The following is a 24,879-nucleotide window of genomic DNA, read 5'->3' as shown; positions in this document are numbered from 1 at the left end:
TGAGCGGCGTCAGCGCCGTAGCCGGGCCGGCCGCTTCCACCGTGCAGGCTTGAAGCCTGCATCCTTCCAAGATCAGGTAGTCGCCTCGAATGAGACGCCGTCAGAGCAGGCCGATCTCTTCCGCCGGGCACCACGTCTGTTCGGTGGAGGTTCCCCGTACGGACACAACAGGAAGCTGTGGTCAGTACCCTGACGCGGTGATGGCCGACACTGTCTTGTCGAGGGCCATGAGCGGCACCCTCGACTCGCTTCTGCTCCCTCTGCCGGATCGTGTTGCAGAGCTTCTGTCGGAGTTGGGAAGTCCGCCGCGGTTGGCCGCTCACCTGCGGGCTGTCCATGACGTCGCGCACCAGTTGGCCGACTGGGTGGAGCAGCGCTACCCCACCGTGACGTTCGACCGCGAGGCGGTGCTCTTCGGGGCGGCGACGCACGACGTAGGAAAGACGGTGCACGTCTCGGAGCTCTCCGGGCCAGGGGCGGCGCATGAGGAGGCGGGGCAGACTCTTCTGCTCGGCCATGGGGTCAGCCGGGAGCTGGCCCGCTTTGCCGCGACGCATGCGTCGTGGGCGGAGCCGCGTGTCGGTTTGGAAGATCTCCTGGTGAGCCTCGCCGACAAGATCTGGAAGAACAAGCGCGTTGCCGACCTGGAGGATCTCGTCGTGACTCGGCTGGCCGAAGCGTCTGGCCGAGCGGCTTGGGAGGAGTTCATCGCGCTCGATGGGGTTCTCGCCCGCATCGGCGACGGGGCCGACGAGCGCCTGGCGTTCCAGGCGTCCTTCCCGATCTACGACTGAGGGCTCAAGGCTGCCGTCTCACCGCTTGCCGGGTCTTTTCAGCCGGCAGACCAGGGCGGTCCGGATGGCGGCGGATCGGACGTCGAGGCGGTGAAGGATCTGCGTGAACTCGTCGGACTCGATCAGACCGGTCCGTACCTGGATCATGATGATGATGCTGATGCGAAGACGTCGACGTTGTCCACAGACTCCAGATCCTCGCCGCCGTTCGGCAGGAACGCGGCTTCGAAGTCCTTCGTGCGGAGCCGGTACCAGGGCCCGTCCCAGCGGCCCGGCTGCATGCTGAGGCTCATCGGGCGAGTGCGCCTGGCTGAGTTGTTCGGCTCAACCGGGTACTTCTGGCATGGTCCCAGCCGGGGTGCGGTTCACAGGCCAGGGTCGTGCGGCGGGATGGTCCAGCGCAGTACCGCTTCGCCGGCGCGGGCTTCGAGGGTGGCGGGGTAGACCTGTCCGTAGGCCCGCTCTCCGTGGTGGCGCATGGAGTGGTCCCCAGGGTCCCAACCGATACCCAGTACTGGGCAGCCGCCGAGGTCGATGAGGCCGGCCAGTAGTGGGTGGTTCCATCCGGCCCGGTTGAATCGGTGGAAGTCGGTGTGGGCGTCGACGGCGACCATCAGTCCGTTGCCGGGTCCTTCGCGGGTCCAGGTCCGGAGCCGTTCGGCGACCGCTTCGGCCTCGGCCAGGGGGAGGTCGAGCCACCCGCGCGGCCCGTGTCCGCTGGGGTGCTGCGGGATACGGTCACCGCCGAACTGCGTATGGACGGTGTCTTCGTACTTGCCCCAGTAGGTGATGTCCGCCAGGCCGTCGGTGGACTGGCCGTCCAAGCCGATGAAGCCGTCCAGCGCCTGAGCGTCGCCGAGGACCATGCCGCATCGGTCGACAGGCAGGTCGCCGAGCTGCACGGGTTCGCCGCCATCGGGGCCGGGCCAGGGCAGGCCGAGGCCGACCTCCAGGACGGCGATCGTCGGTTCCTCGTCGAAGGGTGAGGCCGATGTACGGGCCCGCACGCGCAGGGGCCGGTCTGCGGCGGCTTCCACGGCGATGGCCTCGCACATCCAAGCGGGCGGCTCGCTGCCTTCGGGCCCGTGCAGGTGGCCGCCGCCGGCGGCTACTGCGGTCCGGGCCCGCTCGGACAGCGGGCGGCCCGTCTGTGGCCAGTGGTCGATCCAGCCCGCCATCCCCAGCACGAGCATTCCGGAGGGCGCGGTGACGGTGCCGAGGTCGACATCGATCTCAGTCATCCGCTGATTGAACAGGCACGGAACCGAAAGGATCAAGGTGTCGCCGCGTCCGGCGTTCGCGTGGAGTGGTCCTGCGGGGAGATCGGCTTCAGAGAGTTGCTCGCCACCTCGCGACAGCTTCGGGGGTACTGGGCCGACACTGTTCGCCGATCCGCAGGTTCACTTGGCCGCAGGCAGCGTGAACTCGTAGACCAGGGCGTCCTGTTGGGCGGCCACGGTCAGGTCGGTGATTTCCAGGGGGCGGTCGTACTGGTCGCGCACGCGCCGGGTGACCCGTACCGATTGTGGGAGCCTGGTGATGGCGTCCCGGTGATGCAGGGTCAGACCTGCCTTGCGCATCCAGTCGTAGGCGCGTGACAGCTGCGCCGAGGCGTGACCGTCCGCGCGGTCGCGGTAGCGGGCGAGCTCCTCCACCTCCGTCACCGCGATGGCGGAGAACGAGGTCACGGCCGAGCGCAGTCCGCTGCCGTCGGCCGCGGCGGACTCGTAGCGGTGGACCAACGTCGCCCGTAGCGGCGCGAGTCCGAGAGCCTCCGCGTGTTCCGGTGGGGGAGTCTCCCAGGTCACGGTGGTCCGCCGGCACCCGTCGGGTTCGCCGGTGTGCGCGCCGACGGGGAAGTCGAGGGACGGGACGTGCTCGGCGCCGGTGTCGGACAGCGTGGCGTGGCTGCCGCGCCGGTCGGTGGAGACCTGACCGTCGCGCCGCAACCTGTGCAGCGCCTGTCGTACGGTTTCCCGGCTGACGCCGAACCGGTTGGCCAACTCGCGTTCCCCCGGCAGTCGTTCCCCGGGTGGGATGATCCCGTCGCGCAGCTCGCCGAGCAGTTGTGCGGCGATCCGCGCGTACAGCGGTTCGTGGTCGGTCGGATGGGTGGTGCGGGCCATGTCCGCGCCTCCTGAGTGGTGACAAAATGTAGCCGTGTGAGCTCGGTGCGCCACCACATCTAGCATTGGTCTAAACCACCAGGAAAGGGTGTCCCGGGACTTCGGCCGATTTCAGCCCGCGTCCCCGGTCGGCCCGGGCGGCGTGGGAAACGCGCCGCCGTCGGCGTCGGTGAGTGCCGACTGCCTTGGGCCGACTGAGCCGTGCGGGCCCGCACGGTCCGTCCGGCACCTCGGCGGTACCCCGTTTCCGGGTCCGCGAGATCGCGGGACCCGCCGAACCCACCGTGTCCGAAAGTCCCCGGCCGGTGGTGTGCGGGCCGCCGTCCCGCACGCGAAGTTCCCGGCCGGGGTCACGGGAGCGACGGCGCGGGAAGGAGCTGGACGCCCCCCACTCCCGGAGAGCCTTCGGTCCTGTGGAACGCACGCAGGCTCCAGCGTCCGGTCGGCATCGGAACGGTCGCCTGATCCGGCGGCCCTCCCCGGTCCGGGTCGTTCACGGCCAAGTCGGCTCTGGCCACGGCGGAGTCCAGGAGAACCGCAGGACCATCGGTCTCCCGGACCTCGCAGTCCTCCCGGCCGGTCGCCGGGTCGTCCGGAACGTCGTTCCCCGCCGGTCGAAGGTGCCACCGAACGCCGTGCCACCGAACGAGATCTGGGGAGAGAACAGTGCCAGGTATTCACAGACACCCTCCGTCGGGGAATTGGCCGGCGTACTGGAATGTCACTGCGGCTCCGAAATCGTGCCCGATGACACGGGCGTCACCCACGCCGAGCTGATCGGCGATCAGCGTGTCCACGTGCCGTGTCGGCGTGGCTTTTCGTGACCGGCCGGTGAGCCGTTGCTGTGACCCGGTCCGGGAAGGTGGATCAGCGGCCGGTCGTGCCGTCGATGAGTTCGCGGAGGATGTCCGCGTGGCCCGCGTGCCGGCCGGTCTCCTCGATCATGTGGGTGAGTGCCCAGCGGACGCTGGGAGCGGGGCGGTCCGGCCGCGGTCGGGGGACCGGCGCGCCGAGATCGGTACACCCGTCGAGAACGTCGTTCGCGCGCTTGACCGCGTCTCGGTAGCGGGCCACGACCTCGGCCACGCTGTCCGTCGGTGCGGCTCGGAACGTCGCCTGCCAGTCGGTGACGTCGTCCCCGAGGAACATCGAACGCTCGACGTGGGTCAGGTGGTTGAGCAGGCCGAGCAGGTTCGTGCCCGACGGCACCGCGGCTGTTCGCACCTGTGGCTCGGGTGCGTCGTCGACCTTCGCGGCGATCGAGGTCCGGAGGTGGTCGAGGAATCCGCGCAGGACCTCGGTCTCGCTGATTCCGGTCCGGGGCGGCGGGGTGTCGCCGCGTCGGCTGCGGCGCGTGGTGCTGGGCAAGATCGGTCGCCTTCCTTCGTCGAGGGCGGCGGCGGCCGCTCAGGCGGTGCGGCGGATGAGGAGGACGTGATCGGTGACCTCGGCGGTGTGTCCGCCCGGTCCGGTCGCGATCCGGCGGGGGGCGTCGGCCCGCTCGACCGTCCATGTCTCCGGGGCCGGATCGATTCCAGCGGCGACCTCCTGCGGGCTCGGGTACCGGGTATCGGGGTCCTGGTTCCAGGACCATGGCGCGGCCGAGCCGTGGTCGACGACCAGCAGGCGCCCGCCTGGGCGCAGTGCCTGCGCGGCCGAGCGCAGGACGGTTGGTCGGTCCAGGTCACAGGGGGTCTGCAGGTAGTGGGCGCAGATCAGGTCGAATCCGCCGGGCGGGAAAGACGTGTGCAAGTCGTGCCGCACGGTGAGGACGCGGTCGCTCAGGCCGTGCGAGTGGGCGAGGGCGGCGAGCCGCTCGATCGCCACGGCCGAGATGTCGGCGGCGGTGACCTGCCAGCCCTGGCGGGCGAGCCACAGCGCGTCGCCGCCGTTGCCGCATCCGAGGTCCAGCGCGTCGCCGGGCGGCAGGCCCGTCACCGTCTCGGTGAGGCGAGCATTCGGCCGCGGGTTGACGGCTGCCGGTTCGGCAGCGTGGACGCCGTCCCAGAAGGTGACCGCATCGGTGGTGCCCATCGAGACTCCTTGTGCCGGTAACGGTAAGGAACTCAGTTTTGTCAGGCGCACCACGACCTGGCACGAAATCTTGCGGTAATGGCAAGGTGGGCCTCATGGATCCCAGGATGGACGACGACGTGCTGGAGGCGGTGGGGCCGCGGCTCCGTGCGCTGCGTCGTGACCGCGGCATCACCCTCGCCGGCCTCGCGGTGATGACCGGGGTGTCGGAGAGCACCCTGTCCCGGCTGGAGAGCGGGCAGCGCCGGCCGAGCCTGGAACTGCTGCTGCCGCTGGCCCGTATCTACGACGTTCCGCTGGACGACCTCGTCGGCGCCGCGCGCACCGGCGACCCCCGGATCCACCTCAAGCCGATCAGACGGTTCGGAATGACCTTTGTGCCCCTGTCCCGGCGACCGGGCGGGGTGCACGCCTTCAAGATGATCATCCCCGCCCGGCCGGAACCACTCGAACCGACCCCGCAGACCCATGAAGGCTTCGAATGGGTCTACGTGCTCAACGGACGCCTGCGACTCGTGATCGGCGAGCGCGACCTGACGTTGCCGCCCGGTGAGGCGGCCGAGTTCGACACGTCCTTGCCGCACTGGCTGGGCAGCGCCGACGGCGGCGTGGTTGAGCTTCTCATCCTGTTCGGCCTGCAAGGGATGCGTGCGCATGTACGCACCGACCCTCATCGGTCGTCCCAGGCCGGGAGCCGACGGTGAACTCGGCCCCGTGAGGCGCGGAGGCGCTGGGGTGCCGGCGTTGTCAGTGGTGCGTCGTACGGTCGCGGGGACAGGCTGGGCTCGGGTGGATGTGAGGCGGCATGAGTTTTGATCTTGCGGTGTGGTTCGAGTCCGAGCGGGTCTCGGTCGCCAGGGCCGCCGAAACGTACGAGCGGCTGGCCGACGGCGACCTCGCGGGGGCGGGAGTCGTCGCGAACGAGGCCGTGCCCGCGTTCTGTCGGGAACTGACCGGGCGATTCCCCGAGTTGTCGGACGCCGAGACCGACGGTCCGCGGCCGACGGGGTCGCCATGGACGGCCCGCCTCGACGTCTCCGCCGCACACGTGATCATGCCCATGTCCTGGGACCGGGCCGACGCGGCGGCGCCCGAGGTGGTGGTCCTCGCCGGCCGGCACGGACTCGTCTGCTTCGACCCGCAGGCGGAAGTGCTTCACCTGCCGCCTGCGCTGCGCGCGACGGACGGACTGAGTCTTCGGCCCTGCGTCGGGCCGAAGGTGGAGGACGCCGACCTCGACGTGATCGAACGGGCCGTGCACCGGCTGTCCGAGGAGAACTGGTTCCTGATCCTGGAGAGGAGCAGCGGCCATTTCCTCCAGGTCGGTCACGGCCTGAACGCGGGCCTGGCCACGGGCCGGTTCGCCGTCGAACACCGGGACGGCGCCCCGGAACGCCATTACCGTTGTGTGCTGGACGAGAAGGACCAGGTGGCCACGCTCTTCGCCGACTACGCGTCGGGAGCGAGCGCGTGGAGCGTGGACACCCGGTGGGACAGCCTCTTCTGACACGACCGTCCGACGGCCCCGGCTCCCCACGGGTCCGTGGCCGTCCGACCCCCTGTTCCTGCTCCTTCGTCCTTCCCCCGCCCCGACTCCCTGCCTGCATGCCCCGCCCCGACTCCCTGCCTGCATGCCCCGCCTCGACTCCCTGCCTGCATGCCCGGCTCCGCCTCGTCAGGTCCTACGCCGTTCGCCAGGGGAGAGCGGGTACGGACCCTGGGGTGCTGTGCCAGTAGTCCCGTGTCTCCACCGCGAGTCCCGCGGCGTCGAAGTGGACGAGGACACAGCCCGCGAGTGTCGTTGGACGGCCGTCCTCCTGCGCGAGGACGCGGAACTCCGCGACCGCACGGCCGTCCTGGCCGACCATCGGGTCGGAGAAGCGAACGTCGGTCGTGGTCTCGGATGCGAAGGACCAGCGCAGATACGCGGCGAGCTCGTCCCGGCCGCGGTGGGGCTCCCGGAACGGCATGGACCGGTGGACGCACGCGTCCGAGTACAGCTCCAGGATCGCCTCGACGTCATGGCCCGCCCAGGCCCGCTCCCACACCCGTACGAAGCGCCGGGCCGCGGTGATCGTGTCCATCACGGGCCTCAGACGCGCGCGGGCAGCCAGCGCAACTGCGCGGCCTGCTGGTAGGGGCCGCCGCCCTCGTGGTCGTTGAAGTCGTACACCTCGATCTCCTTGTCCTCGTTCGCCCAGGCGTTGAAGGCCGCGAAGACCGTCGACGGCGGGCAGGTCTGGTCCTCCAGGGCCGCGGAGAACAGGGCGGGTGACCGGCCGCGCGCGGCGAAGTGCACCCCGTCGAAATAGGAGAGGGTGCGCCGCACCTGTTCCGTGCGGCCGCGATGGGTCTTGAGGTAGTTGCCGATCTCCCGGTACGGGGTGCGGTCCGTGAGGACCGTGGCACGCGGGAAGTCGCACAGGAACGGTACGTCGGGGGCGACCGCCGCCAGATCGGGCACCAGAGCGCCGACCGCGATGGTGATGCCGCCGCCCTGGCTGCCGCCCAGCGCCGCGACGCGCGCCGCGTCGACCAGCGGGTGCGAGCGGGCCGCCTCCACCGCGCGTACCGCGTCAGTGAACAGCCGCCGGTAGTAGTAGGTCTCCGGGTCCTCGATCCCCCGTGTCATGAACCCCGGGAAAGCGGGCGCGCTGCCCACCGGGTCCGGGGTCTCGCCCCCGCCCCACGCGCTCGCCTGGCCGCGGGTGTCCATCACGAAGTGCGCGAAGCCGGCCGACGCCCACAGCAGATGCGTGTGCGGGAGTCCGCGTCCGCCGCCGTACCCGATGAACTCGACGACCGTGGGCAGCGGGGAGTCCGCCCACGCCGGCACGGTCAGCCAGCCCTTGATCGGATGCCCGTCGAACCCGGCGAACGTGACGTCGTGGACCGTGACGGTCTTCAGCGGGGAGCCGACCGGTTCGAAGCGGGCGGCGAGGTCGTGCTCGCGGGCTTCCTGAAGCGTCTTGGCCCAGAAGGAATCGAAGTCCGCGGGCTCGGCGGACGCGCTGCGGTAGGTGCGGAGTTCGTCGAGCGGGAGGTCGAACAGGGCCATCAAGGACCACCTTTCGGCACACGGGCGCGGATGATCACACCGTACGTCCGCCCTTCGGGGCCCGCTACGACCGCGCCGGGAACGGGGGAGACTCCCGGCGGTCAGGCGGTCAGGCGGTCAGGCGGTCAGGCCGTGCGCCGGGTCCAGCCGGCGACCGGTGTCTCGCGGCCCCGGCGCCGAACAGCCCGCCGACCGAGGCCGGTTCACCGCACCTGACATTCCGCACCTGACACAGCACCCGGCACGAGGCACCCGGCACGAGGCACCCGGCACGAGGCACCCGGCGCGAGGCACCCGGCGCCGACCGGTCCGGCGTCGGCCCGTGCGGTGCTGCGCGGCGAACGACTGATCCCCGCCCGCCGTGGAACCCGTACACCACCGCGTCGGCGAACAGGAGCCCCGATGGCGAGACAGACCGCCGCCGCCCGCGACACCCGGGCGCACACCCGACTGCCCCGCCCCCGGCCGGATACACCCGCCGGCCCGGATTCCCGGTGATGCCGGGCGCGAAAGGCATCCCGGCACCCGCCGTCCACACCCCGAAAGGCATCGGTCATGAACACCGGCACCACCATCACCGCGGGAATCGACGGTTCGCGCGCCAGTCTGGACGCCGCCGACTGGGCGGCCCGCGAGGCCGAACGTCGGCGCCTGCCACTGCGTCTGGTGCACGCGGGCACACCACAGCGTGTCGCCGCGCGCGTTCCGGACGTCGACGTGCGCGCGGGGTGCGCCAGGTCGGCGCTCGACCGGGCGGCGATCCAACTGTCGTACGCGCACCCGGCGTTGGACATCCTCGCGCGCCACACCGAGGCTCCCGCGGTGCCCGCGCTGCTCGCGGCGGCAGCAGAGTCACAGACGCTGGTCGTCGGCTCCCGCGGTCACACCGGCCACCCCGCTCCGGCAGGTTTCCTGGCCGGGTCCGTCGCCCTGGCCGTCGCGGCTGCCGCCGAGCGCCCCGTCGTTCTCGTCCGGGAGGGCGAACTCCCGGAGGACGAGAGGGCGTTCACCTCCGGAGACGTACTCCCGGGAACCGTGCCCTACCGTCCCGTGGTCCTCGGCCTCGATCTGGAGCAGTCCGCCGACCAACTGGTCGGCCACGCTTTCGAGACCGCCGCCGTCCGCTCGGCACCGCTCCTCGTGGTGCACGCCTGGACCCCGCCCCCGGACGACGGTCGCGTCCGGGCCGAGCCGTCCGCCACCGTGGCCTCGCCCGGCGGCGCGCACGACCGGGAGACCGCCCGACGACACGCTCTGAGCGACGTGCTCCGGCCCTGGCGCGCCAGGTTCCCGGACACCCCGGTCTCGGAAGAGGTCGTCCACGGCCGTCCCGCGGACAGGCTGCTGAGGGCGTCCACCGGCTCAGGCCTGCTGATCGTAGGCCGCCGCGCGGGCGAGCGCCTGGGCCGCGCGGCACGGACCGTCATCCGCCAGGTGACCTGCCCGGTCGTCGTGGTGCCGCACGGCTGACGCCGTTCACACGGCTTCCCGGGCTCCCAGGGCGGAACCGGAACCCGGACCACCAGGGCCCGCGTCGGGCACGTGTGTGGCTCCCCGAGATGGTCCGGAGGCTGAGGCTGCCGTGAGAAACGGGTGACGGCCGATGAGTTCTTCCGTGATCCGCAGTCAGAGACCATGGCTGGTGCGCCTCAGCCGCGAGCGTGGCCGAAGCGTGCACCATCTGAATCTGCTGAGAACCGGACACGAGACACGGAGAATCCTTAGATGCGTACCCTGATCAGCACCGCTTTCATCTCGCTCGACGGCGTCGTGGAGGCCCCGGGCGGCGAGCCCGGTTACCGGAACTCCGGGTGGACCTTCAAGGACATCGAGTTCCTCCCTGAGGCATTCGAGATCAAGGGCCGGGAACAGCAGGAAGCCACCGCCATGCTGATGGGCCGGACCAGTTACGAGGCGTTCAGCCCGGTGTGGCCCGACATGGAGGACTTCGCCGGCTACAAGGTGATGCCGAAGTACGTCGTCTCCACCACCCTCACCGAGGACAACCTGGTGTCGAACTGGGGCAGGACGACGATCCTGCGCTCGCTCGACGACGTCGCCGCGCTGAAGGAGACCGAGGGCGGCCCGATCATCGTCCACGGCAGCGCCTCCCTGAACCAGGCCCTTTCGGACACCGGTCTGATCGACCGTTACCACCTGCTTGTCTTTCCGCTCCTGCTCGGGGCGGGCAAGCGGCTCTTCAGCGCCACGGACAAGGACACCCAGAAGCTGAAGCTCGTCGAGCACGAGGTCTACGCCAACGGTCTGCAGAAGAACGTCTTCGACGTCGTCCGCTGACAAGGTTCCCGCATGCGCGTCCCCGGACGTGCCACTCGCCGGAGGGACCTGCTCGGTGGGTTCGGGCTACCGCGTGGACCAGACTGATCCAGACGAAACTGCCTAGCCGAACCGCTCGATCCGAATCCGGTCCACCGGCTGCCCGGCTTCCACCAGCAGGCGCGAGGCGTGCTCGGCGAATCCGTTGGAACCGCAGATGTAGGCCTCCCACCCACCGGGCGGCTGTTCGGCCAGGAGGGGCGCCATATGTGCGGCGGTCATACGTCCGACGGGCACACCGTCCGGGGCCGCGCGGGTGAACACGGCTGTGGTCTCGTCGCCGTACTCCGGTGCGTAGATGAGTTCCTCGGGGCTGCGCGCGGAGACCAGGAGGCGCAGCGGTACGTCGAGCCCTCGCGCGCGGTGGTGCCGCAGCATCGACATCAGCGGCACCACCCCGGAACCGGCGCCGACGAGCAGCGCCGGCCGGTCCCCGGGCCAGGCGAAGAAGCCGCTGAGCGGACCGCGTACGTCGACGGAGTCGCCGGGCCGGGCCACGGTGTGGAACCAGCCGGAGACCTCGCCGCCGTCGACATGGTCCAGCGTCAGCTCGATGTGACCGGTGTCGTCGGGTGAGGACGCGATGGAGTAGTGGCGCTGCGCCACATATCCGTCCCCGGCGGTGAGCCGCAGCATCAGATGCTGGCCGGGCAGATGCCCCTCCCACGCGGGCACGGCGAACCGGAACGTCGCCGCGTGCGCGGTCTCGCGGCGGATCTCGGTGAGCGTGGCGGTCTGCCAGGTGGTGGCCGTGCTCGTGTTCACGGCGATGCGTCCGGGCACGGCGAACCGTGTCGGCGGGACGAAGGCCGTCGGCGGGACGAAGGTCTTCGGCGGTACGAAGGTCGTGGTCTCAGTCACCGGAGTAACGCTGCTCTTCCCAAGGGTTGCCGCGGGCGTGGTAGCCGTTCTGTTCCCAGAATCCCGGCTCGTCGTGGTCGAGGATCCGGATCCCCGCGATCCACTTGGTGCTCTTCCAGAAGTACAGGTGGGGCACGATCAGCCGGGCGGGGCCGCCGTGTTCGGCCGGAAGCGGCCGGCCGTCGTACTCCCACACGATCCAGGCGCGACCACCGCTGAGGTCGGCCAGCGGGAGGTTCGCGGTGTACCCGGTGTGCGAGTACGCGACCGCGTGGGTGGCGGCCGGGTCCGGTCGTACGGCCTCCAGCAAGGTGTCCAGGGACACCCCGCCGAAGCGCACCCCGAACTTCGACCAGCTCGTCACGCAGTGGATGTCGCCCTCGTACGACGAGGCGGGCAGCGCGTGCGCCTGCTCCCAGTCCCAGGTCCGCGGCTCGGCCACCAGGCCGTCGATCCGCAGGGTCCAGTCCGCGGGAGCCAGGTCCGGGGTCACCTCGGCGGACAGGACGGGCCAGTCGTCGCCGGCGTCGTACTGGCCGGGCGGCAGTCCGGCGTTGTGGACGCGCGGGCGGCCGGTGAAGCCTCGCGTGACGTTCATACGGGTGGTGCCTCCAGGACCGAAGGGGGACGACGGCCCGCGGATCGAGCGTGGCCGCCGGGGCTGCGGCCCGCGGATCGAGGGTGACGGGTACGGGCACGGATCGGTGTCCCGGGCAGGTACCCTGCTTGACCATTCAACGGTACGCGTACACGGATCGTGCTTCGAGCCGGTACCGGGCGCTGATCATTGCGTACGTATGAACTCTTCCGGAGCCCGGGAATAGCCGCGCCCCGATCCTCCTTGCTCCTGAAGCCGACTCCGGTGGCTCGTACACGCACCATCGGTGAGCGGTGTCACGGTGACCGGTGACCACAGCGAAGGAGAGTGAGGGAGCAGATGACCGAGGCGTACGTCTCCACACGGTTCGAGGGCCCGGAGACGCAGGAGACCCCCGCCGGCCGTCACCCTCTCGACAACCCGGCGCTCGGCTCCCTCACAGGGCCCCACGCGCACTTCGCCGAACGGCGTGGGCGTGTGCTGCGCTACCCGCTGGACGTGTCTCCGTGGCTGGCGCTGCCCGATGATCCCGGCGCCGCCGACTGGTCGGACCTGGCGGCCCTGGTGGGCCCCGGGGGCGATGCCCCGCTGGCCGGTTTCGACGGGCGGACCCCGGACGGCTGGGAGGTGGTCTTCAGCCTCGAGGGAGTCCAGCTCGTGGACGACGGGCTGGACGCGGCGCCCGACGCCGAGGCGGTACGGCTCGGCCCCGCCGACGTGCCGGACATGCTGGACCTGGTGGAACGGACCCAGCCGGGCCCGTTCGAGCCGCGCACGGTCGAGCTGGGGACGTATCTCGGAATCCGCCGCGACGGCGCCCTGGTCGCCATGGCGGGCGAGCGGCTCCACCCGCCGGGCTGGACCGAGATCAGCGCGGTCTGCACGGACCCCGGCCACCGCGGCGAGGGCCTGGCCACACGTCTGATCCTGGCCGTCGCCCACGGCATCCGGGAGCGCGGTGAGACCCCGTTCCTGCACACCGCCGCGAGCAACACCGGCGCCATCCGCCTCTACGAGTCGCTGGGATTCCGGCTGCGCCGCAGGGTCCGCTTCATGGCCGCACGGGTGCCCGAACACCTGGGCGACGGCGGGACCGAGGGCGTGGGGTGACACCACAGGAAGCCGGGTCAGTCGCTCCGCGGCCCTGATTCCGGCTTCCCCGTGACGAGGACGGGGGCCGCGGCGTTGTAGCGCAGCAGATACGACGCGAAGCGGGCGAGGTCCTCTTCGGGCCAGCCCGCGAGCCGCTCGCGGAACGCCGTCCGGCGGCTGCGCGTCACCTGGGCGAGGATCTCCGTGCCCGCTGCGGTCGGATACAGCACCTGGACGCGGTGATCCTCCGGGTCCGTGCGCCGCCCGATCAGCCCGGCCCGCTCCAGCGCCGCCACCTGACGGCTCACCGTCGACTTGTCCAGCGCGTAGTGCGCGGCGAGGTCCGTGGCCCGGCAGCCGCCGACCTCCTCCAAGTGGCCGAGGAGGGTGTACGAGACCAGGGACAGCTCCGGATGCATGCGCCCCGCCGAGGCGCGAGCCCTCCGGGCGAACACGGTCATCTCCCGCTGGATGATCTCCACCGCCGCTTCGGCCGTCACGCCGTCGGCCGGTGTTCCGGTGGTGACGGCGTGCTCACCGGACCCTTCGGATGCCATGACAGGACCTCCCTGAGCCGCCCTGGTTGCATAGTACAACTTGGGACAGGAGGGGTGAGAGTCACGTATGTCGGCCCGAGTGGATCCGGCGGTGAGCGGTCGGCGCAAGAGAGTCGCCGTTCGCCCTCCATCGGCTGATCGCTCCTGTAAGGTGACCGTCCCGGCCGAGGACCGTCTCGGCCGACGAGTGGCCGAGGAGGTGAGACCCATTACCGCTGTGTCAGGTCGGGTGCTCTCCTCTCCAGGCAACGCGGTCGCCGTCTGACGGTGGCCGTGGGAGCGCCCTTCGGTTCGTCGAAAGGCCCTCGGCTTCATGCCTCCTCTCTCTCCTGACGTTCCCGACGCGGCAGACCCCATGGTTGCCGCGCTCCGCTCCGCCGGCTGTGTCTTCGCCGAGGACGAGGCGGAGCTGATCCGCTCCGCCGCCCGCACCCCGGACGAGGCCTCCGCGATGGTGGACCGCCGCGTCGCGGGACTGCCCCTCGAACACGTCCTCGGCTGGGCCGAGTTCCACGGTCTGCGCATCGGCCTCGACCCCGGTGTCTTCGTGCCGCGCCGCCGTACCGAGTTCCTCGTCGAGCAGGCGGTCGCGCTCGCGCACGGCGCGTCCGTCGTGGTGGACCTGTGCTGCGGCTCGGGCGCGGTGGGCGCCGCGCTGGCGGCGTCCCTCGGCGGTCCCGAGCTGCACGCCGCCGACATCGACCCGGCGGCGGTGCGCTGCGCCCGCCGCAATGTCGCGCCGTTCGCGGGCCGGGTCCACGAGGGGGACCTCTTCGCGGCACTGCCCGCCACGCTGCGCGGCCGGGTCGACGTCCTGGCCGCCAACGTGCCGTACGTCCCGACCGACGAGGTCGGCCTGCTGCCCTCGGAGGCCCGGGACCACGAACCCCTGGTCGCCCTCGACGGCGGCGCCGACGGACTCGACCTCGCGCGCCGCGTCGCCGCCGAGGCGCCGCGCTGGCTGGCCCGCGGCGGCTGCGTCCTCGTCGAGACGAGCGAGCGCCAGGCGCCCACGGCCGTCGAGGCCTTCGCCCGCGCCGGGCTGATCGCGCGCCTGGCCGTCTCGGAGGAGAGGTACGCCAACGTGGTGATCGGCGTGAAGCCCTGACCGGGCGGGCCGGACGTGGCGACATGCCGCGTTCGGCCCTCGGTCGGCCGATCGCGCCGTCCCGCGCGCCACACTCCGGCTGACGGCAGGTGACAGAGGGAGGCCCGGACATGAGCAGCACCCCCCGGACGTTCGACGCGTGGGACATCAAGGAGTCGGGGCCCGCGGACGCGGGCACCCGGGTGCTGCTGCTGCCCGGCGGGATGTGCAGCACCGCGTTCTACGACGATCTGATGGCCGCGCCGCCGCTCGCCTCCGCGCCGGTGCGGCTGGTGGCCGCGACCCTGCCGGGGCACGCGGGCACCACGCCGCCGCACGATCTCTCCATGGAGAACTACGCGGCGCTGGCGGGCGCCCTGGCCGCGGAGCGGGCCTGCGACGTCGTGGTCGGCCACAGCATCGGCGCCAACGTCGCCCTGGAGATGGCGGCCGGCGGGCACTTCACCGGTCCCGTCGTCCTGCTCTCGCCCACGTTCTCGGCATCCGACGAGGACAAGGCGCTCGCGATCGCCAACAGCCTCGGGCGGGTGCCCGGCATCGGGGCGCTGACCTGGTCCGGTCTGGTCAAACTGACGCCCCGCGTCATGGTGAGCCAACTGCCCCGGGCCCGGCGTGAGGCGCTGACCGCCGAGTTCGAGAAGAACGACCCGGCGTTCTGCCGCCAGGTGATCCGGCACTATTTCGACTATCTGGACCGGTACCCGGATCTGGTCTCGCGGCTCCGCGAGTCGGGTGTGCCCGCCTGGGTCGTGCGCGGCGACCGCGACGACGTCGGTCTGGCGGAGGACGAGCGCGCCGGACTGGAAGCAGCCCCGGGCGTGACCCTGGTCTCGGTCCCCGACGCGGGCCACCTGGTGATGGTCGAGCAGCCGGACACGGTCGCCGAACTCGTGGCCCGGGTCGCCCTCGGCTGACCCCGCCTCCGGCCCGCGCCGGTGTTCCCCGGTCTGCGCCATGTGTTCCTTCGGCCCGTGCCGATGCCGTCCGGCCGGCGCCGCGTGCTCCCTGGGTCCGCGCTGCGTGTTCCTTCGGCACGCGCCGGGGTTTCCCCCGACTTCCCGCCGAGTGATCCTCCTCATTGTGCAACTAGTTGCATAAGGCGCGGCCCGTCGTCTACAACAGACGTACGACGACACCGTGCACGGAGGGCCCGATGAGCCGTTACCCGCATCTGCTGAACCCGCTCGACCTGGGCTTCACCACCCTGCCCAACCGCGTGCTCATGGGCTCCATGCACGTGGGCCTGGAGGAGGCCGAGCGCGGCTTCGAGCGCATGGCGGAGTTCTACGCCGCCCGCGCGCGAGGCGGCGTGGGCCTGATCGTCACCGGTGGCATCGCGCCCAACGACGCCGGACGGCCCTACGAGGGCGGCGCCAAGCTGACCACCGAGGCCGAGGCCGAGCAGCACGCCGAGATCACCGCCGCGGTGCACCGCGAGGGCGGGAAGATCGCGATGCAGATCCTGCACTTCGGCCGGTACGCCTACCACCAGGACCTGGTGGCCCCCAGCGCGCTCCAGGCCCCGATCAGCCCCTTCGTGCCGCACGAGCTCAGCGACGCCGAGATCGAGCAGACCATCGACGACTACGCCCGCGCCGCCCGGCTCGCCCGGCAGGCCGGCTACGACGGCGTCGAGATCATGGGCTCCGAGGGCTACCTGATCAACGAGTTCATCGCCCTCCAGGCCAACCGGCGCGACGACCGCTGGGGCGGCTCGTACGAGAACCGGATGCGCTTCCCCGTCGAGATCGTCCGCCGCGTACGCGAGGCCGTGGGTGACGACTTCATCGTCATCTACCGTCTGTCGATGCTCGACCTGGTGCCCGGCGGCTCCTCGCTCGACGAGGTCATCACGCTCGCGCGGGCCGTCGAGGCCGCCGGAGCGACGATCATCAACACCGGTATCGGCTGGCACGAGGCCCGTATCCCCACCATCGCGACCTCGGTGCCGCGCGGCGCGTACGCCTGGGTGACCAAGAAGGTCATGGGCTCCGTCTCGATCCCGCTGGTGACCACCAACCGCATCAACACCCCCGAGATCGCCGAGCAGTTGCTCGCCGACGGCCACGCCGACATGGTCTCGCTGGCCCGGCCGATGCTCGCCGACCCCGACTTCGTCGCCAAGGCCGAGGCCGGACGCCCGGAAGCCATCAACACCTGCATCGGGTGCAACCAGGCCTGCCTCGACCACACCTTCAGTGGCAAGATCACCTCCTGTCTGGTCAACCCGCGCGCCTGCCACGAGACGGAGCTCGTCCTCGCGCCGACCCGGCTGCGCAAGACCGTCGCCGTCGTGGGCGCCGGGCCCGCCGGCCTCGCCTGCGCCGTCAGCGCCGCCGAACGCGGCCACGACGTCACGCTGTTCGACGCCGCGGACGACATCGGCGGGCAGCTCAACGTGGCCCGCAAGGTGCCCGGCAAGCAGGAGTTCGACGAGACCATCCGCTACTTCCGGACCCAGCTCGAACTCCACGGCGTGGAGGTCCGGTTGAACACGCCGGCCACCGTGGAGAACCTGGCGACGTACGACGAGGTCGTCGTCGCCGCCGGCGTCAGCCCGCGCACCCCGGAGATCCCGGGCGTCGACCACCCGAGCGTCGTCGGCTACCTCGACGTCCTGCGCGACGGAGCGCCCGTCGGCGACCGCGTGGCCATCCTCGGCGCCGGCGGCATCGGCTTCGACGTCGCCGAGTTCCTCACCGACAGTGGCGACAAGGCGAGCGAGGACCCGGCGACGTACTTCCGCGGCTGGGGTGTCGACATGGACTACCGGACCCCCGGCGGTCTCGCCGCCCCCGAACGGCCCGCCCCGCCGCGCACCGTGCACCTCCTCCAGCGCAAGGCCTCCAAGGTCGGCGCCGGACTCGGCAAGACGACCGGCTGGATCCACCGCACGGAACTCAAGCACCGGGGCGTCACCATGGTTCCGGGCGTCCAGTACGACCGGATCGACGACGCCGGACTGCACGTCACCGTCGACGGGCACAGCCAGGTCCTGGAGGTCGACACGATCGTGCTGTGCACCGGACAGGAGCCGCGCCGCGACCTGTACGAGGCGCTGCGCGCCACGGGCCGCGGTGTCCACCTCATCGGCGGCGCCGACGTGGCCGCCGAACTCGACGCCAAGCGGGCCATCAAGCAGGGCACGGAGCTGGCGGCGGCGCTCTAGGGTCCCGCGCCGGGAGACCCGCCGGGAGACCCGCTGGGGGAGCACCTTCACCTGGTCGACGGCGGTGGTGGTGGGCGGTCCGCGCGGCCGGGCCCGCCCGCCGCACGCCGTGCCGGCCGCACAAATTTCGCGGAGAAGCACAACCGTTTTGGAGTGTCGCAGGTCACATCAGGCAGGAGCAAACGTCTCCAATGATCGCAAGGGGGAAATATGCGATTCAACCGTTCCGCCCTGATGGCCGGTGCCTTCGCCGCCCTGATGGTGGGGGCCACCACGGCCATGGCGGCGCCCGCCTCGGCCGCGGCCAACACCACGCCGCAGAAGGTCTGCGGCAGCGCCTACAAGACGGTGAACTCGGCGCCCGTCGGCTCTCTGGGCACCGTGTACCTGACGTACAACTCCTCGAACGGCAAGAACTGCGTCACCACCATCCGCAACAGCCCGGGTACCGCCGTGGAAATGGCCGCATGGGTCTACGTCTCCGACACCGGCCTGGGCGACGACGACTACGGGCTGTACACGTCGTACGCGGGACCGACGTACGTGTACGGCAAGGGCCACTGCGTCGACTGGGGTGGCCAGATCAAGAACGTGTACACCCAGGTGTCCGGCTCCAACTGCGGCGCCTTCAAGGAGCAGCGCGTCACGTTCACCCGCTGACCCGCCGCTCCGCACGGCCACCGCGCGCCACCCGGTGGCCGTGCGGGGACGCCTGACCCGACTCGCCCCGGCGGGACTCACCGAGTCCCGCCGGGGCGAGTGCCCTGTCGCGGTGTCCGGCGGAGCGCGGCCGGACACCGGGCGGCGCCCCGGGCGCTCCCTAGGATGACCTCATGTCACTCCCGCACGCGATCCTCACCGCCCTGCTCGAGAAGCCCTCGTCCGGCCTCGAACTGACCCGGCGGTTCGACAAGTCGATCGGCTACTTCTGGTCGGCGACGCATCAGCAGATCTATCGCGAGCTGGGAAAACTGGAGGCCGAGGGATACATCAAGGCGCTTCCCCCCGAGCAGCACGCCCGGGGTCAGAAGAAGAGTTACGAGGTCCTGCCCGCGGGCCGCGCCGAACTCGCCCGTTGGACCGCCGCCTCGCAGGACCCGAAGCCGCTGCGCGACACGATGCTGCTGCGCCTGCGCGCCGCGGCCGTCGTCGGCGCCGCGGGCGTCGAGGGCGTCGAGGCCGATCTGCGCCGCCATCTCGCACTGCACCGAAGCCAGTTGGCCGAGTACGAGCAGATCCAGGACCGGGACTTCCCGCCGGAGAAGAGCACGCCCGAGGACCGGCTGCGCCATCTCGTCCTGAGGGCCGGTATCGACCTGGAGACCTTCTGGACCCAGTGGCTGACCCACGCCCTGGCCGAGTTCGAGAGCATGCGGGCGAGCGACTGAGCGTCGCCCGGGTGCCCGGCCACGGCCGGGCGTACGTCCGGCCGGAGAGCGGATCCGTTCCATGAGGAGCCCGGCACGGCGCGGCCGAATCCCGGCTCAGGACGGTTGGACCGAGGCCCGAGGCGGCCGAACCCGGCACAAGGCGGCCGCCCGCTCCGGTCGCGACGGGCCCCGGATCAGAGCCGGTGGGGCTTGGAGCGGCGGCGCAGGAACCAGGCCGCCGCGACCGTGCCGGTCACGACCAGGGCGCCGCCGCCGACGACCGTGGCCGTGCCGTAGTCCTTCACGGCCCCGCCGAGTCCGCCCATGACACCGCGCGACGGTGACGGTGAGACCGTCGTCGAGATCGTGGGGGTCGCGGAGGCCGTGGGGGCCGCGCTGGCCGCGACGACGATCGCCTGGGTGCCCGCCGTCGTGCCGTCCTGGCAGACGACGATCACCGTGAACGTTCCGGGGCTCACGCCCGTCCAGGCCGCCGACTGGTTGCTGCTCGTCCCGGTGAGCGGCATCTGGCGCCCCTGGGCGAAGTTCGTCTGCCCGCTGGAGAGCAGCGAGGCGTTGCCGAAGCTGCTTCCGTTGCTGGGGCAGGCGCTGGTGGTGACCGAGACCGAGGTGCCACTGGTGCTCACGGAGATCCCGGAACCCCATGCGACGGCCGCCGGCGCGGCCAGGGTGAGCGGAAGCGCAGCGGTGGCGGCCACGGTCAGGCCGGAGCGGAGAAGTCTCTGAGTGGTACGCATAGGAACTGCCCTCCAGCGGCACGGTTGGCGGTACATCCCATGCACCGCCGAGGATTGGAAAGGCCTGTGCTGCCTCGGTGCGAGCCAATGCGCCCCGGCCGGGGCGCGCATGCGGACGGGGACCGGGCAGGTGACGAATTCCATCGTCCGGCGGACTGGGCGGCGCCGATTCCGGGGCGGTGGTGGTCAGCGGCCCGTCGTCACGGAGCGCTCCGCGGACAGCGCGCCCCACGTGCCGTCGGGCAGCTTCGCCCGGAGCCGTACCCGGTGCGTCACGTCCGCCTCCCGGCCGACGTAGAAGCTGTGGTTGCAGGTGCCGCGGGGCGGGCTGCCGCCCCAGACGAGCGAGGTCACGTCATGCCCGTCGAGCTGGATCCGGTACTCCGTGATCACCCCGTCGACCTCGGGCGCCGTCCACGCCAGGTCGATGTAGTACGCCCCGTCGCGCCGGTGGGTCGTCGCCCGGAAATCGGCCGGTGCCGTGCTCCGGTCGTCGGCGGGCCCCGGCGTGGTGGTGATCCGGACGGAGCTACTCGGCGCCGAGACGTTGTCCGCGGCGTCGCGGGCCCGCACGGTGAAGACGTAGGCCGTGCCCGGCCGCAGCCCGGTGACGACAGCAGCCGTCTGTGTGCCGCCCACACTGTGGATCTTCGACGTGCCCTGGTAGATGTCGTACGAGGCCACGCCCCGCGCGTCGGAGGACCTGGTCCAGGACAGCTGGACCGCCCGGCCGCCCACGGTCCTCCCGTGCGGGCCGCCGGGGCGGGTGGGCGCGGTGCGGTCGGCCGCGACCGCCGCCGGGGTGGTGGCCCGCGCGGGTCGGCTGAGCGGCCCCGGGACCCCGTCCGCGTTGCGGGCCCGGACCCTGAAGACGTACGAGGTGGACGGTTCGAGCCGGGTGATGTCCACCATGTGCTCCGAACCGGGTACTTCCTTGACCTTGGTGGTGCCGCGATACACCTCGTAGCGGGTGATCCTCGGGTCCTCGGTGGTCAGGTTCCACATGACGTGCACGCTGGTCGAGCTGCCCGCGGCGGCGGTCACGCCCGTCGCCGCGGGCAGCCGTTCGCCCTCGACGGACGTCGGGGAGCCCCATCCGCAGGAGGTGAGCGTGAGCAGCGCTCCGCACACCACGGCGCGCGGGACGGTGGGGGGAACGCGTCGCACGGGTCTGCCCTCCCTCGACGGGATTGGTCTGTACCTATAAGACACGGGTGACGCGACCACATCAAGAGGGCGGACGTCGTCGACCGGACCGTCGCGGGGGTACGTATGCTGATCCCGACGCGGTGTGAACTCGTCCCACTGTCAGGGGAGTTCCTGCCCACGGCGCGGAACGCTGTCGTCGCTGATCCCGCGCCGACGCGCGCGGCCGAGCGGTCGGAGTCGGGTCCGGCTCGGGCCGCTGGGCCGTGCGGCGCCCGCGGAAGCGGCCGTGCACCGTCCGGCCCCCTCCCGGTGGACGCGCTCTCGGAGGACCACCAGATTTGGGCAGATGAGCGTCCATGCCCCCCAGGAGAGGGTCTCCCATCGTGCGTGTCCAGTCGCTGACGCTGGCCGCGGCCGCGGCAGCCGCCCTGCTCGCCTCGGTCCCGGCGGTGCTGTCCACGACCCCCACCACGGGCCGCCCGGGAAGCCCCGTCGCACCCGCACGGGAGGGCTCCGTCCGAGCCGCCGACCTGCTGGCGAAACTCGGCGGCTGCACCCCCGTCTCGCACGGGCGATACCGCAGCGACGACGGCACCCGGGCCGCCATCCCGGTCTGCGGTGTCCCGGGCGCGGTCTTCTGGACGGCCGACATGGACATCGACTGCGACGGCAGACCGGGCCCCCTGTGCAACAGCAACACCGACCCGCTCTTCTCCGGGTCCACGGCCTTCCAGCAGCCCGACGGCCGATACCTGAGCGCAGAGACCCTGCCCTACGTCGTCGTCCCGGCGCCGAGTGACATCTGGAACTACCGGGACCACGGCATCGGGCCCGGCTCGGTGGCGGTCGTGATCTACCGGGACCGCGTCCAGTACGCCGTCGTCGGTGACACCGGCCCGCAGGACATCATCGGCGAGGCCTCGTACGCGACGGCCGCGGGGCTCGGAATCCGCGCCGATCCCCGTGGCGGCGGTACTCCTGCCGGGGTCACCTACCTCGTGTTCAAGGACGCCCGGGTGTTACCCATCCAGGATCATGCCGCGGCGGTGGAGGCGGGGGAGCGGCTGGCCCGGAAACTCCTGGGCGGGGGCTGAGGACTGTCCCGTCGTCAGACGGCGGCCCAGCCGTTGTCGACGGGCAGGATCACGCCGTTGACGTTGCTGGCCGCGTCCGAGGCGAGGAACACGATCGCCGCGGCCTGCTCCTCGGCCTCGGCGAGCCGGCCGACGTTGCCCATGTAGGCGCCGAGGACGGCCGGGCCGTGCGCGCCCGCCTCGATGTCCACGGTGATACCGGTGCTGGTGCCGCCGGGGGCGATGGCGTTGGCGCGGATGCCCTTGCCCCGGTACATCACGGCGAGGGACTTCGTGAGCCCCACGATGCCGTGCTTCGAGGCGGTGTACGCGGCCCCGGCGGCACTGCCGCGCAGGCCTGCCTCCGAGGCGGTGTTCACGACGACTCCCTTGCCCGCGGCGAGCATGTGCGGCAGCACCGCCCGGGTCAGCAGGAACGGGGCCGTGAGGTTGACCCGGATGACCCGCTCCCACTCCGCGTCGCTGACCTCGGCCACCGCCGACATGCGGTCCATGATCCCGGCGTTGTTCACCAGTACGTCCACACCGCCGAACCGCTCCACCGCGGTCGCGGTCACCCGGTCGACGACCTCCTGCTCGCTGAGGTCGCCCGTCACGGCCACGGCGCTGCCGTCGGCCGCCTCTATCTCGCCGGCCACCGACGCGGCGCCCTCGGCGTTGAGATCGGCCACGACCACCCGTGCGCCCTGGGCCGCGAAGGCGAGGGCGGTGGCACGGCCGATGCCCGAGCCGGCGCCGGTGACGATGACGCTGCGGCCGTCCGCTCCAGTGGTGCTCATGACGTTCTCCCAAGGGTGTGTGCGAGTGCGGGCGAGGTGCCGCGCCGCCACGGTACGACTTATTGTCGCTGAATGACAGAAAGTCTTCGAAGGGAGATCGCTAGAATCGGCGCAGCCGCAGTCCCGGGCGGCATATGCGGACGAACCGAGAACCGAGGAGTCATCAGTGCCGGACGGCGCGATCGACGAACACCCCGGCCAGGGCCGCGGCCGTACCGGGCGGCCGCCGCTCACCGACGAACGCAAGGCCGAGATCCGGCTGGAGATCGCCCGCGCCGCGGTGGAACTGTTCGTGGACCAAGGGGTGACCGCCACCACCGGGGACCAGATCGCCCAGGCCGTCGGCCTGTCCACGCGGACCCTGTGGCGCTACTTCCCGGGCAAGGAGGCGTGCGTGAGCCCGCTGTTCGCGGCCGGGATCGACGCGATCGCCGCGGCGCTGCGGGCCTGGCCCGAGGGCACCCCCCTGGAGGACGCGCTGGAGCAGGCGTCCACGAACGGCGAGGTGCTGATGGCGAGGCCGGAGCCGCCGGGGGTCCGTACGCTGCTGAGGCTCACGCGTACCGAGCCGGGGCTGCGTGCCGTCTGGCTTCAGGCCCATGACGAGGCCGAGCCGGTGTTCGCCCGCGCGCTCGCCGACCGGGCCGGGATGGGCGCCGTCGACCTGCGTTCGGAGATCCAGGCCGCCATGCTCAACGCGGCGCTGCGCGCGGCGGTCGAGCACTATGCCTGGCGCACCGACGACGTGGAGCCCGATCCCGCGACGGCCCGGGCGGAACTGGCCGGGACCATCCGCTCGGCCCTGGTGGCCGCGGCGAACGGAATCACCTGACCCGGGCCCTCACTCCTCCCGGCGCCCGTACCTGACGGCGGTGCTGACGCGTCCTGGTGCCCCTAACCTGATGCTGGCGCTGACGCGTCCCGCTGCCCGTACCTGACGGCGGCCCTCGCGCTTCCCGGCGCCCGCCCCGACGACGGCCCTCACACCTTCCGGTAGGTGTACGCCTCCGCCGCCGCGGCCTCCACCGCCGCGAGGTCGGCGCCCGCCGAGGCCGTGACGACGGCGGCCACCGCCCCCTCGACGAAGGGGGCGTCCACCAGCCGTGTGCCGTCCGGCAGTTCGTCGCCCTCGGCGAGCAACGCCTTGACGGTGAGCACGGCGCTGCCCAGGTCGGTGAGCACGGCGACCCCGGCACCGCGGTCCACGGAGGCCGCGGCGGCGGCGATGACGTCCGCGCTGGTACCGAGCCCCCCGTCCAGGGTGCCCCCCGCCGGCGCGACCGGAGCGAGCGCCCCGCCGCCGGCCAGGCCCTTCGCCAGCTCGGCCACGGACGCGGCGACGGCGGCGCTGTGCGAGACCAGCACTATGCCGACGCGCCGTCCCTCGGTGTCACTCACCCGCCGCCTCCACCAGTGCCGCGATCAGCAGGGCCGAGGACGTGGCGCCCGGGTCCTGATGCCCGATGCTCCGCTCGCCCAGATAACTCGCCCGGCCCTTGCGGGCCTGTAGGGGTGTCGTCGCCAGGGCACCCTCCTCGGCGGCGGACTTCGCCGCGGCGAACGACTCGGCGAGCGCGTCGACCGCGGGTACCAGCGCGTCGATCATGGTCTTGTCGCCGGGCGCGGCCCCGCCCAGTGCCATGACCGCGTCGACGCCCGTGCGCAGCGCGTCCGTGAACTGTCCGTCGGTGACCTCGGCGGCGTCCCCGAGCGCCTTGCCGGTCCGGCGCAGCAGCGTTCCGTACAGCGGCCCGGACGCGCCACCGACCGTCGAGATCAACTGCCTCCCGGCGAGCGTGAGTACGGCCCCGGGGGTGTCCGGAGCCTCCTTCTCCAGCGTGGCGGTCACGGCGGCGAATCCGCGCTGCAGATTGCTGCCGTGGTCGGCGTCGCCGATGGGCGAGTCCAGGTCGGTGAGCCGCTCCGCCTCGCGGTCCACCGATGCGGCGGTCACGGTCATCCAGCGGCGGAAGAATTCGGCGTCGAGCACGGAAT

Annotated in this window: 29 protein-coding genes; 13 read left to right on the top strand and 16 right to left on the bottom strand. The window is 71.7% G+C overall.

Annotated elements, in window-relative coordinates; all coding sequences use genetic code 11:
- The first annotated feature begins 200 nt into the window (after positions 1–200).
- Positions 201–794, top strand: coding sequence for an HD domain-containing protein (locus tag OG410_RS05780; protein WP_329298124.1), 594 nt, complete (start codon positions 201–203; stop codon positions 792–794).
- An 18-nt stretch (positions 795–812) separates the two neighbouring features.
- On the opposite strand, the gene OG410_RS05775 is transcribed toward OG410_RS05780, so the two are convergent.
- The 6 genes from OG410_RS05775 to OG410_RS05750 all read right to left on the bottom strand — a co-directional run bounded on the left by OG410_RS05775 (position 813) and on the right by OG410_RS05750 (position 4,954).
- On the bottom strand, positions 813–941 hold the full coding sequence (locus tag OG410_RS05775; protein WP_329298123.1) for a hypothetical protein: 129 nt from the start codon (positions 939–941) through the stop codon (positions 813–815).
- Positions 938–1,087, bottom strand: coding sequence for a hypothetical protein (locus tag OG410_RS05770; protein WP_329298122.1), 150 nt, complete (start codon positions 1,085–1,087; stop codon positions 938–940). Before OG410_RS05770 ends, OG410_RS05775 begins: the two co-directional genes overlap by 4 nt.
- A 72-nt stretch (positions 1,088–1,159) precedes the next feature.
- Positions 1,160–2,035 (bottom strand): hypothetical protein, encoded by an 876-nt coding sequence (locus OG410_RS05765; protein WP_329298121.1) that lies wholly within the window; start codon positions 2,033–2,035, stop codon positions 1,160–1,162.
- Between the two features lie 159 nt (positions 2,036–2,194).
- Positions 2,195–2,920, bottom strand: a complete 726-nt coding sequence (locus OG410_RS05760; protein WP_329298120.1) for a GntR family transcriptional regulator — start codon at positions 2,918–2,920, stop codon at positions 2,195–2,197.
- An 867-nt stretch (positions 2,921–3,787) separates the two neighbouring features.
- Complete coding sequence (locus OG410_RS05755) at positions 3,788–4,288, bottom strand: DinB family protein (RefSeq protein WP_329298119.1); 501 nt, start codon at positions 4,286–4,288, stop codon at positions 3,788–3,790.
- 39 nt (positions 4,289–4,327) lie between these two features.
- A complete protein-coding gene (locus OG410_RS05750; protein WP_329298118.1) occupies positions 4,328–4,954 on the bottom strand; it encodes an SAM-dependent methyltransferase in 627 nt (208 codons plus the stop codon).
- A gap of 95 nt (positions 4,955–5,049) precedes the next feature.
- Between OG410_RS05750 and OG410_RS05745 the strand changes: the two genes are divergently transcribed.
- Together OG410_RS05745 and OG410_RS05740 are read left to right on the top strand one after the other, a co-directional pair.
- Positions 5,050–5,658 (top strand): helix-turn-helix domain-containing protein, encoded by a 609-nt coding sequence (locus tag OG410_RS05745; RefSeq protein WP_329298117.1) that lies wholly within the window; start codon positions 5,050–5,052, stop codon positions 5,656–5,658.
- 101 nt (positions 5,659–5,759) lie between these two features.
- Complete coding sequence (locus OG410_RS05740; RefSeq protein WP_329298116.1) at positions 5,760–6,461, top strand: hypothetical protein; 702 nt, start codon at positions 5,760–5,762, stop codon at positions 6,459–6,461.
- A gap of 175 nt (positions 6,462–6,636) precedes the next feature.
- Here OG410_RS05740 and OG410_RS05735 read toward each other — a convergent pair whose 3' ends face one another.
- A complete protein-coding gene (locus OG410_RS05735; protein WP_329298115.1) occupies positions 6,637–7,038 on the bottom strand; it encodes a nuclear transport factor 2 family protein in 402 nt (133 codons plus the stop codon).
- An 8-nt stretch (positions 7,039–7,046) separates the two neighbouring features.
- The gene (locus tag OG410_RS05730) at positions 7,047–8,012 is read right to left on the bottom strand and encodes an acetylxylan esterase (protein WP_329298114.1); all 966 of its coding nucleotides are present in this window, start codon (positions 8,010–8,012) and stop codon (positions 7,047–7,049) included.
- A 555-nt stretch (positions 8,013–8,567) separates the two neighbouring features.
- On the opposite strand from OG410_RS05730, the gene OG410_RS05725 reads away from it, so the two are divergent.
- Positions 8,568–9,482: a universal stress protein gene (locus OG410_RS05725; RefSeq protein WP_329298113.1), complete on the top strand. Its 915-nt coding sequence runs from the start codon at positions 8,568–8,570 to the stop codon at positions 9,480–9,482.
- Between the two features lie 255 nt (positions 9,483–9,737).
- Positions 9,738–10,310, top strand: a complete 573-nt coding sequence (locus OG410_RS05720) for a dihydrofolate reductase family protein (protein ID WP_326789457.1) — start codon at positions 9,738–9,740, stop codon at positions 10,308–10,310.
- A 102-nt stretch (positions 10,311–10,412) separates the two neighbouring features.
- Here OG410_RS05720 and OG410_RS05715 read toward each other — a convergent pair whose 3' ends face one another.
- Together OG410_RS05715 and OG410_RS05710 are read right to left on the bottom strand one after the other, a co-directional pair.
- Complete coding sequence (locus tag OG410_RS05715) at positions 10,413–11,210, bottom strand: ferredoxin reductase (RefSeq protein WP_329298112.1); 798 nt, start codon at positions 11,208–11,210, stop codon at positions 10,413–10,415.
- Complete coding sequence (locus tag OG410_RS05710) at positions 11,203–11,808, bottom strand: sulfite oxidase-like oxidoreductase (protein WP_329298111.1); 606 nt, start codon at positions 11,806–11,808, stop codon at positions 11,203–11,205. The genes OG410_RS05715 and OG410_RS05710 overlap by 8 nt, the downstream gene beginning before the upstream one ends.
- Before the next feature lie 339 nt (positions 11,809–12,147).
- On the opposite strand from OG410_RS05710, the gene OG410_RS05705 reads away from it, so the two are divergent.
- Positions 12,148–12,918 (top strand): GNAT family N-acetyltransferase, encoded by a 771-nt coding sequence (locus OG410_RS05705; RefSeq protein ID WP_329298110.1) that lies wholly within the window; start codon positions 12,148–12,150, stop codon positions 12,916–12,918.
- Between the two features lie 17 nt (positions 12,919–12,935).
- Here the strand turns inward: OG410_RS05705 and OG410_RS05700 are convergent, their stop codons facing one another.
- Positions 12,936–13,361, bottom strand: coding sequence for a MarR family winged helix-turn-helix transcriptional regulator (locus OG410_RS05700; protein ID WP_329304028.1), 426 nt, complete (start codon positions 13,359–13,361; stop codon positions 12,936–12,938).
- Positions 13,362–13,770: 409 nt separating this feature from the next.
- Between OG410_RS05700 and OG410_RS05695 the strand changes: the two genes are divergently transcribed.
- The 5 genes from OG410_RS05695 (at position 13,771) to OG410_RS05675 (ending at position 19,122) form a co-directional block, all read left to right on the top strand.
- Positions 13,771–14,565 carry a putative protein N(5)-glutamine methyltransferase gene (locus OG410_RS05695; RefSeq protein ID WP_329298109.1) on the top strand — a complete coding sequence of 265 codons (795 nt, stop codon included), beginning with the start codon at positions 13,771–13,773 and terminating at the stop codon, positions 14,563–14,565.
- A gap of 110 nt (positions 14,566–14,675) precedes the next feature.
- Positions 14,676–15,479 (top strand): alpha/beta fold hydrolase, encoded by an 804-nt coding sequence (locus OG410_RS05690; protein ID WP_329298108.1) that lies wholly within the window; start codon positions 14,676–14,678, stop codon positions 15,477–15,479.
- 239 nt (positions 15,480–15,718) lie between these two features.
- Positions 15,719–17,734 (top strand): NADPH-dependent 2,4-dienoyl-CoA reductase, encoded by a 2,016-nt coding sequence (locus OG410_RS05685; protein WP_329298107.1) that lies wholly within the window; start codon positions 15,719–15,721, stop codon positions 17,732–17,734.
- Positions 17,735–17,944: 210 nt separating this feature from the next.
- The gene (locus OG410_RS05680) at positions 17,945–18,394 is read left to right on the top strand and encodes a spore-associated protein (RefSeq protein ID WP_326789464.1); all 450 of its coding nucleotides are present in this window, start codon (positions 17,945–17,947) and stop codon (positions 18,392–18,394) included.
- A 173-nt stretch (positions 18,395–18,567) separates the two neighbouring features.
- A complete protein-coding gene (locus OG410_RS05675; protein WP_329298106.1) occupies positions 18,568–19,122 on the top strand; it encodes a PadR family transcriptional regulator in 555 nt (184 codons plus the stop codon).
- 176 nt (positions 19,123–19,298) lie between these two features.
- On the opposite strand, the gene OG410_RS05670 is transcribed toward OG410_RS05675, so the two are convergent.
- Together OG410_RS05670 and OG410_RS05665 are read right to left on the bottom strand one after the other, a co-directional pair.
- Positions 19,299–19,862 carry a hypothetical protein gene (locus tag OG410_RS05670; RefSeq protein WP_329298105.1) on the bottom strand — a complete coding sequence of 188 codons (564 nt, stop codon included), beginning with the start codon at positions 19,860–19,862 and terminating at the stop codon, positions 19,299–19,301.
- Between the two features lie 186 nt (positions 19,863–20,048).
- Positions 20,049–21,029 (bottom strand): fibronectin type III domain-containing protein, encoded by a 981-nt coding sequence (locus OG410_RS05665; RefSeq protein ID WP_329298104.1) that lies wholly within the window; start codon positions 21,027–21,029, stop codon positions 20,049–20,051.
- A gap of 365 nt (positions 21,030–21,394) precedes the next feature.
- Between OG410_RS05665 and OG410_RS05660 the strand changes: the two genes are divergently transcribed.
- Positions 21,395–22,105, top strand: a complete 711-nt coding sequence (locus OG410_RS05660) for a glycoside hydrolase family 75 protein (protein ID WP_329298103.1) — start codon at positions 21,395–21,397, stop codon at positions 22,103–22,105.
- A gap of 14 nt (positions 22,106–22,119) precedes the next feature.
- Here the strand turns inward: OG410_RS05660 and OG410_RS05655 are convergent, their stop codons facing one another.
- Positions 22,120–22,884, bottom strand: a complete 765-nt coding sequence (locus tag OG410_RS05655; protein ID WP_329298102.1) for an SDR family NAD(P)-dependent oxidoreductase — start codon at positions 22,882–22,884, stop codon at positions 22,120–22,122.
- Positions 22,885–23,050: 166 nt separating this feature from the next.
- On the opposite strand from OG410_RS05655, the gene OG410_RS05650 reads away from it, so the two are divergent.
- Positions 23,051–23,716 carry a TetR/AcrR family transcriptional regulator gene (locus OG410_RS05650; RefSeq protein WP_329298101.1) on the top strand — a complete coding sequence of 222 codons (666 nt, stop codon included), beginning with the start codon at positions 23,051–23,053 and terminating at the stop codon, positions 23,714–23,716.
- A 149-nt stretch (positions 23,717–23,865) separates the two neighbouring features.
- On the opposite strand, the gene OG410_RS05645 is transcribed toward OG410_RS05650, so the two are convergent.
- Together OG410_RS05645 and dhaL are read right to left on the bottom strand one after the other, a co-directional pair.
- Entirely contained in the window at positions 23,866–24,282 is a 417-nt protein-coding gene (locus OG410_RS05645; RefSeq protein WP_329298100.1) for a PTS fructose transporter subunit IIA, read from the bottom strand.
- The gene (gene dhaL, locus OG410_RS05640) at positions 24,275–24,874 is read right to left on the bottom strand and encodes a dihydroxyacetone kinase subunit DhaL (protein ID WP_329298099.1); all 600 of its coding nucleotides are present in this window, start codon (positions 24,872–24,874) and stop codon (positions 24,275–24,277) included. Before dhaL ends, OG410_RS05645 begins: the two co-directional genes overlap by 8 nt.
- Between the last annotated feature and the right edge of the window lie 5 nt (positions 24,875–24,879).

The sequence above is a fragment of the Streptomyces sp. NBC_00659 genome (genome assembly GCF_036226925.1).
Classification (GTDB): Bacteria; Actinomycetota; Actinomycetes; order Streptomycetales; family Streptomycetaceae; genus Streptomyces.
This window is presented reverse-complemented; position numbering and strand designations above follow the sequence as displayed.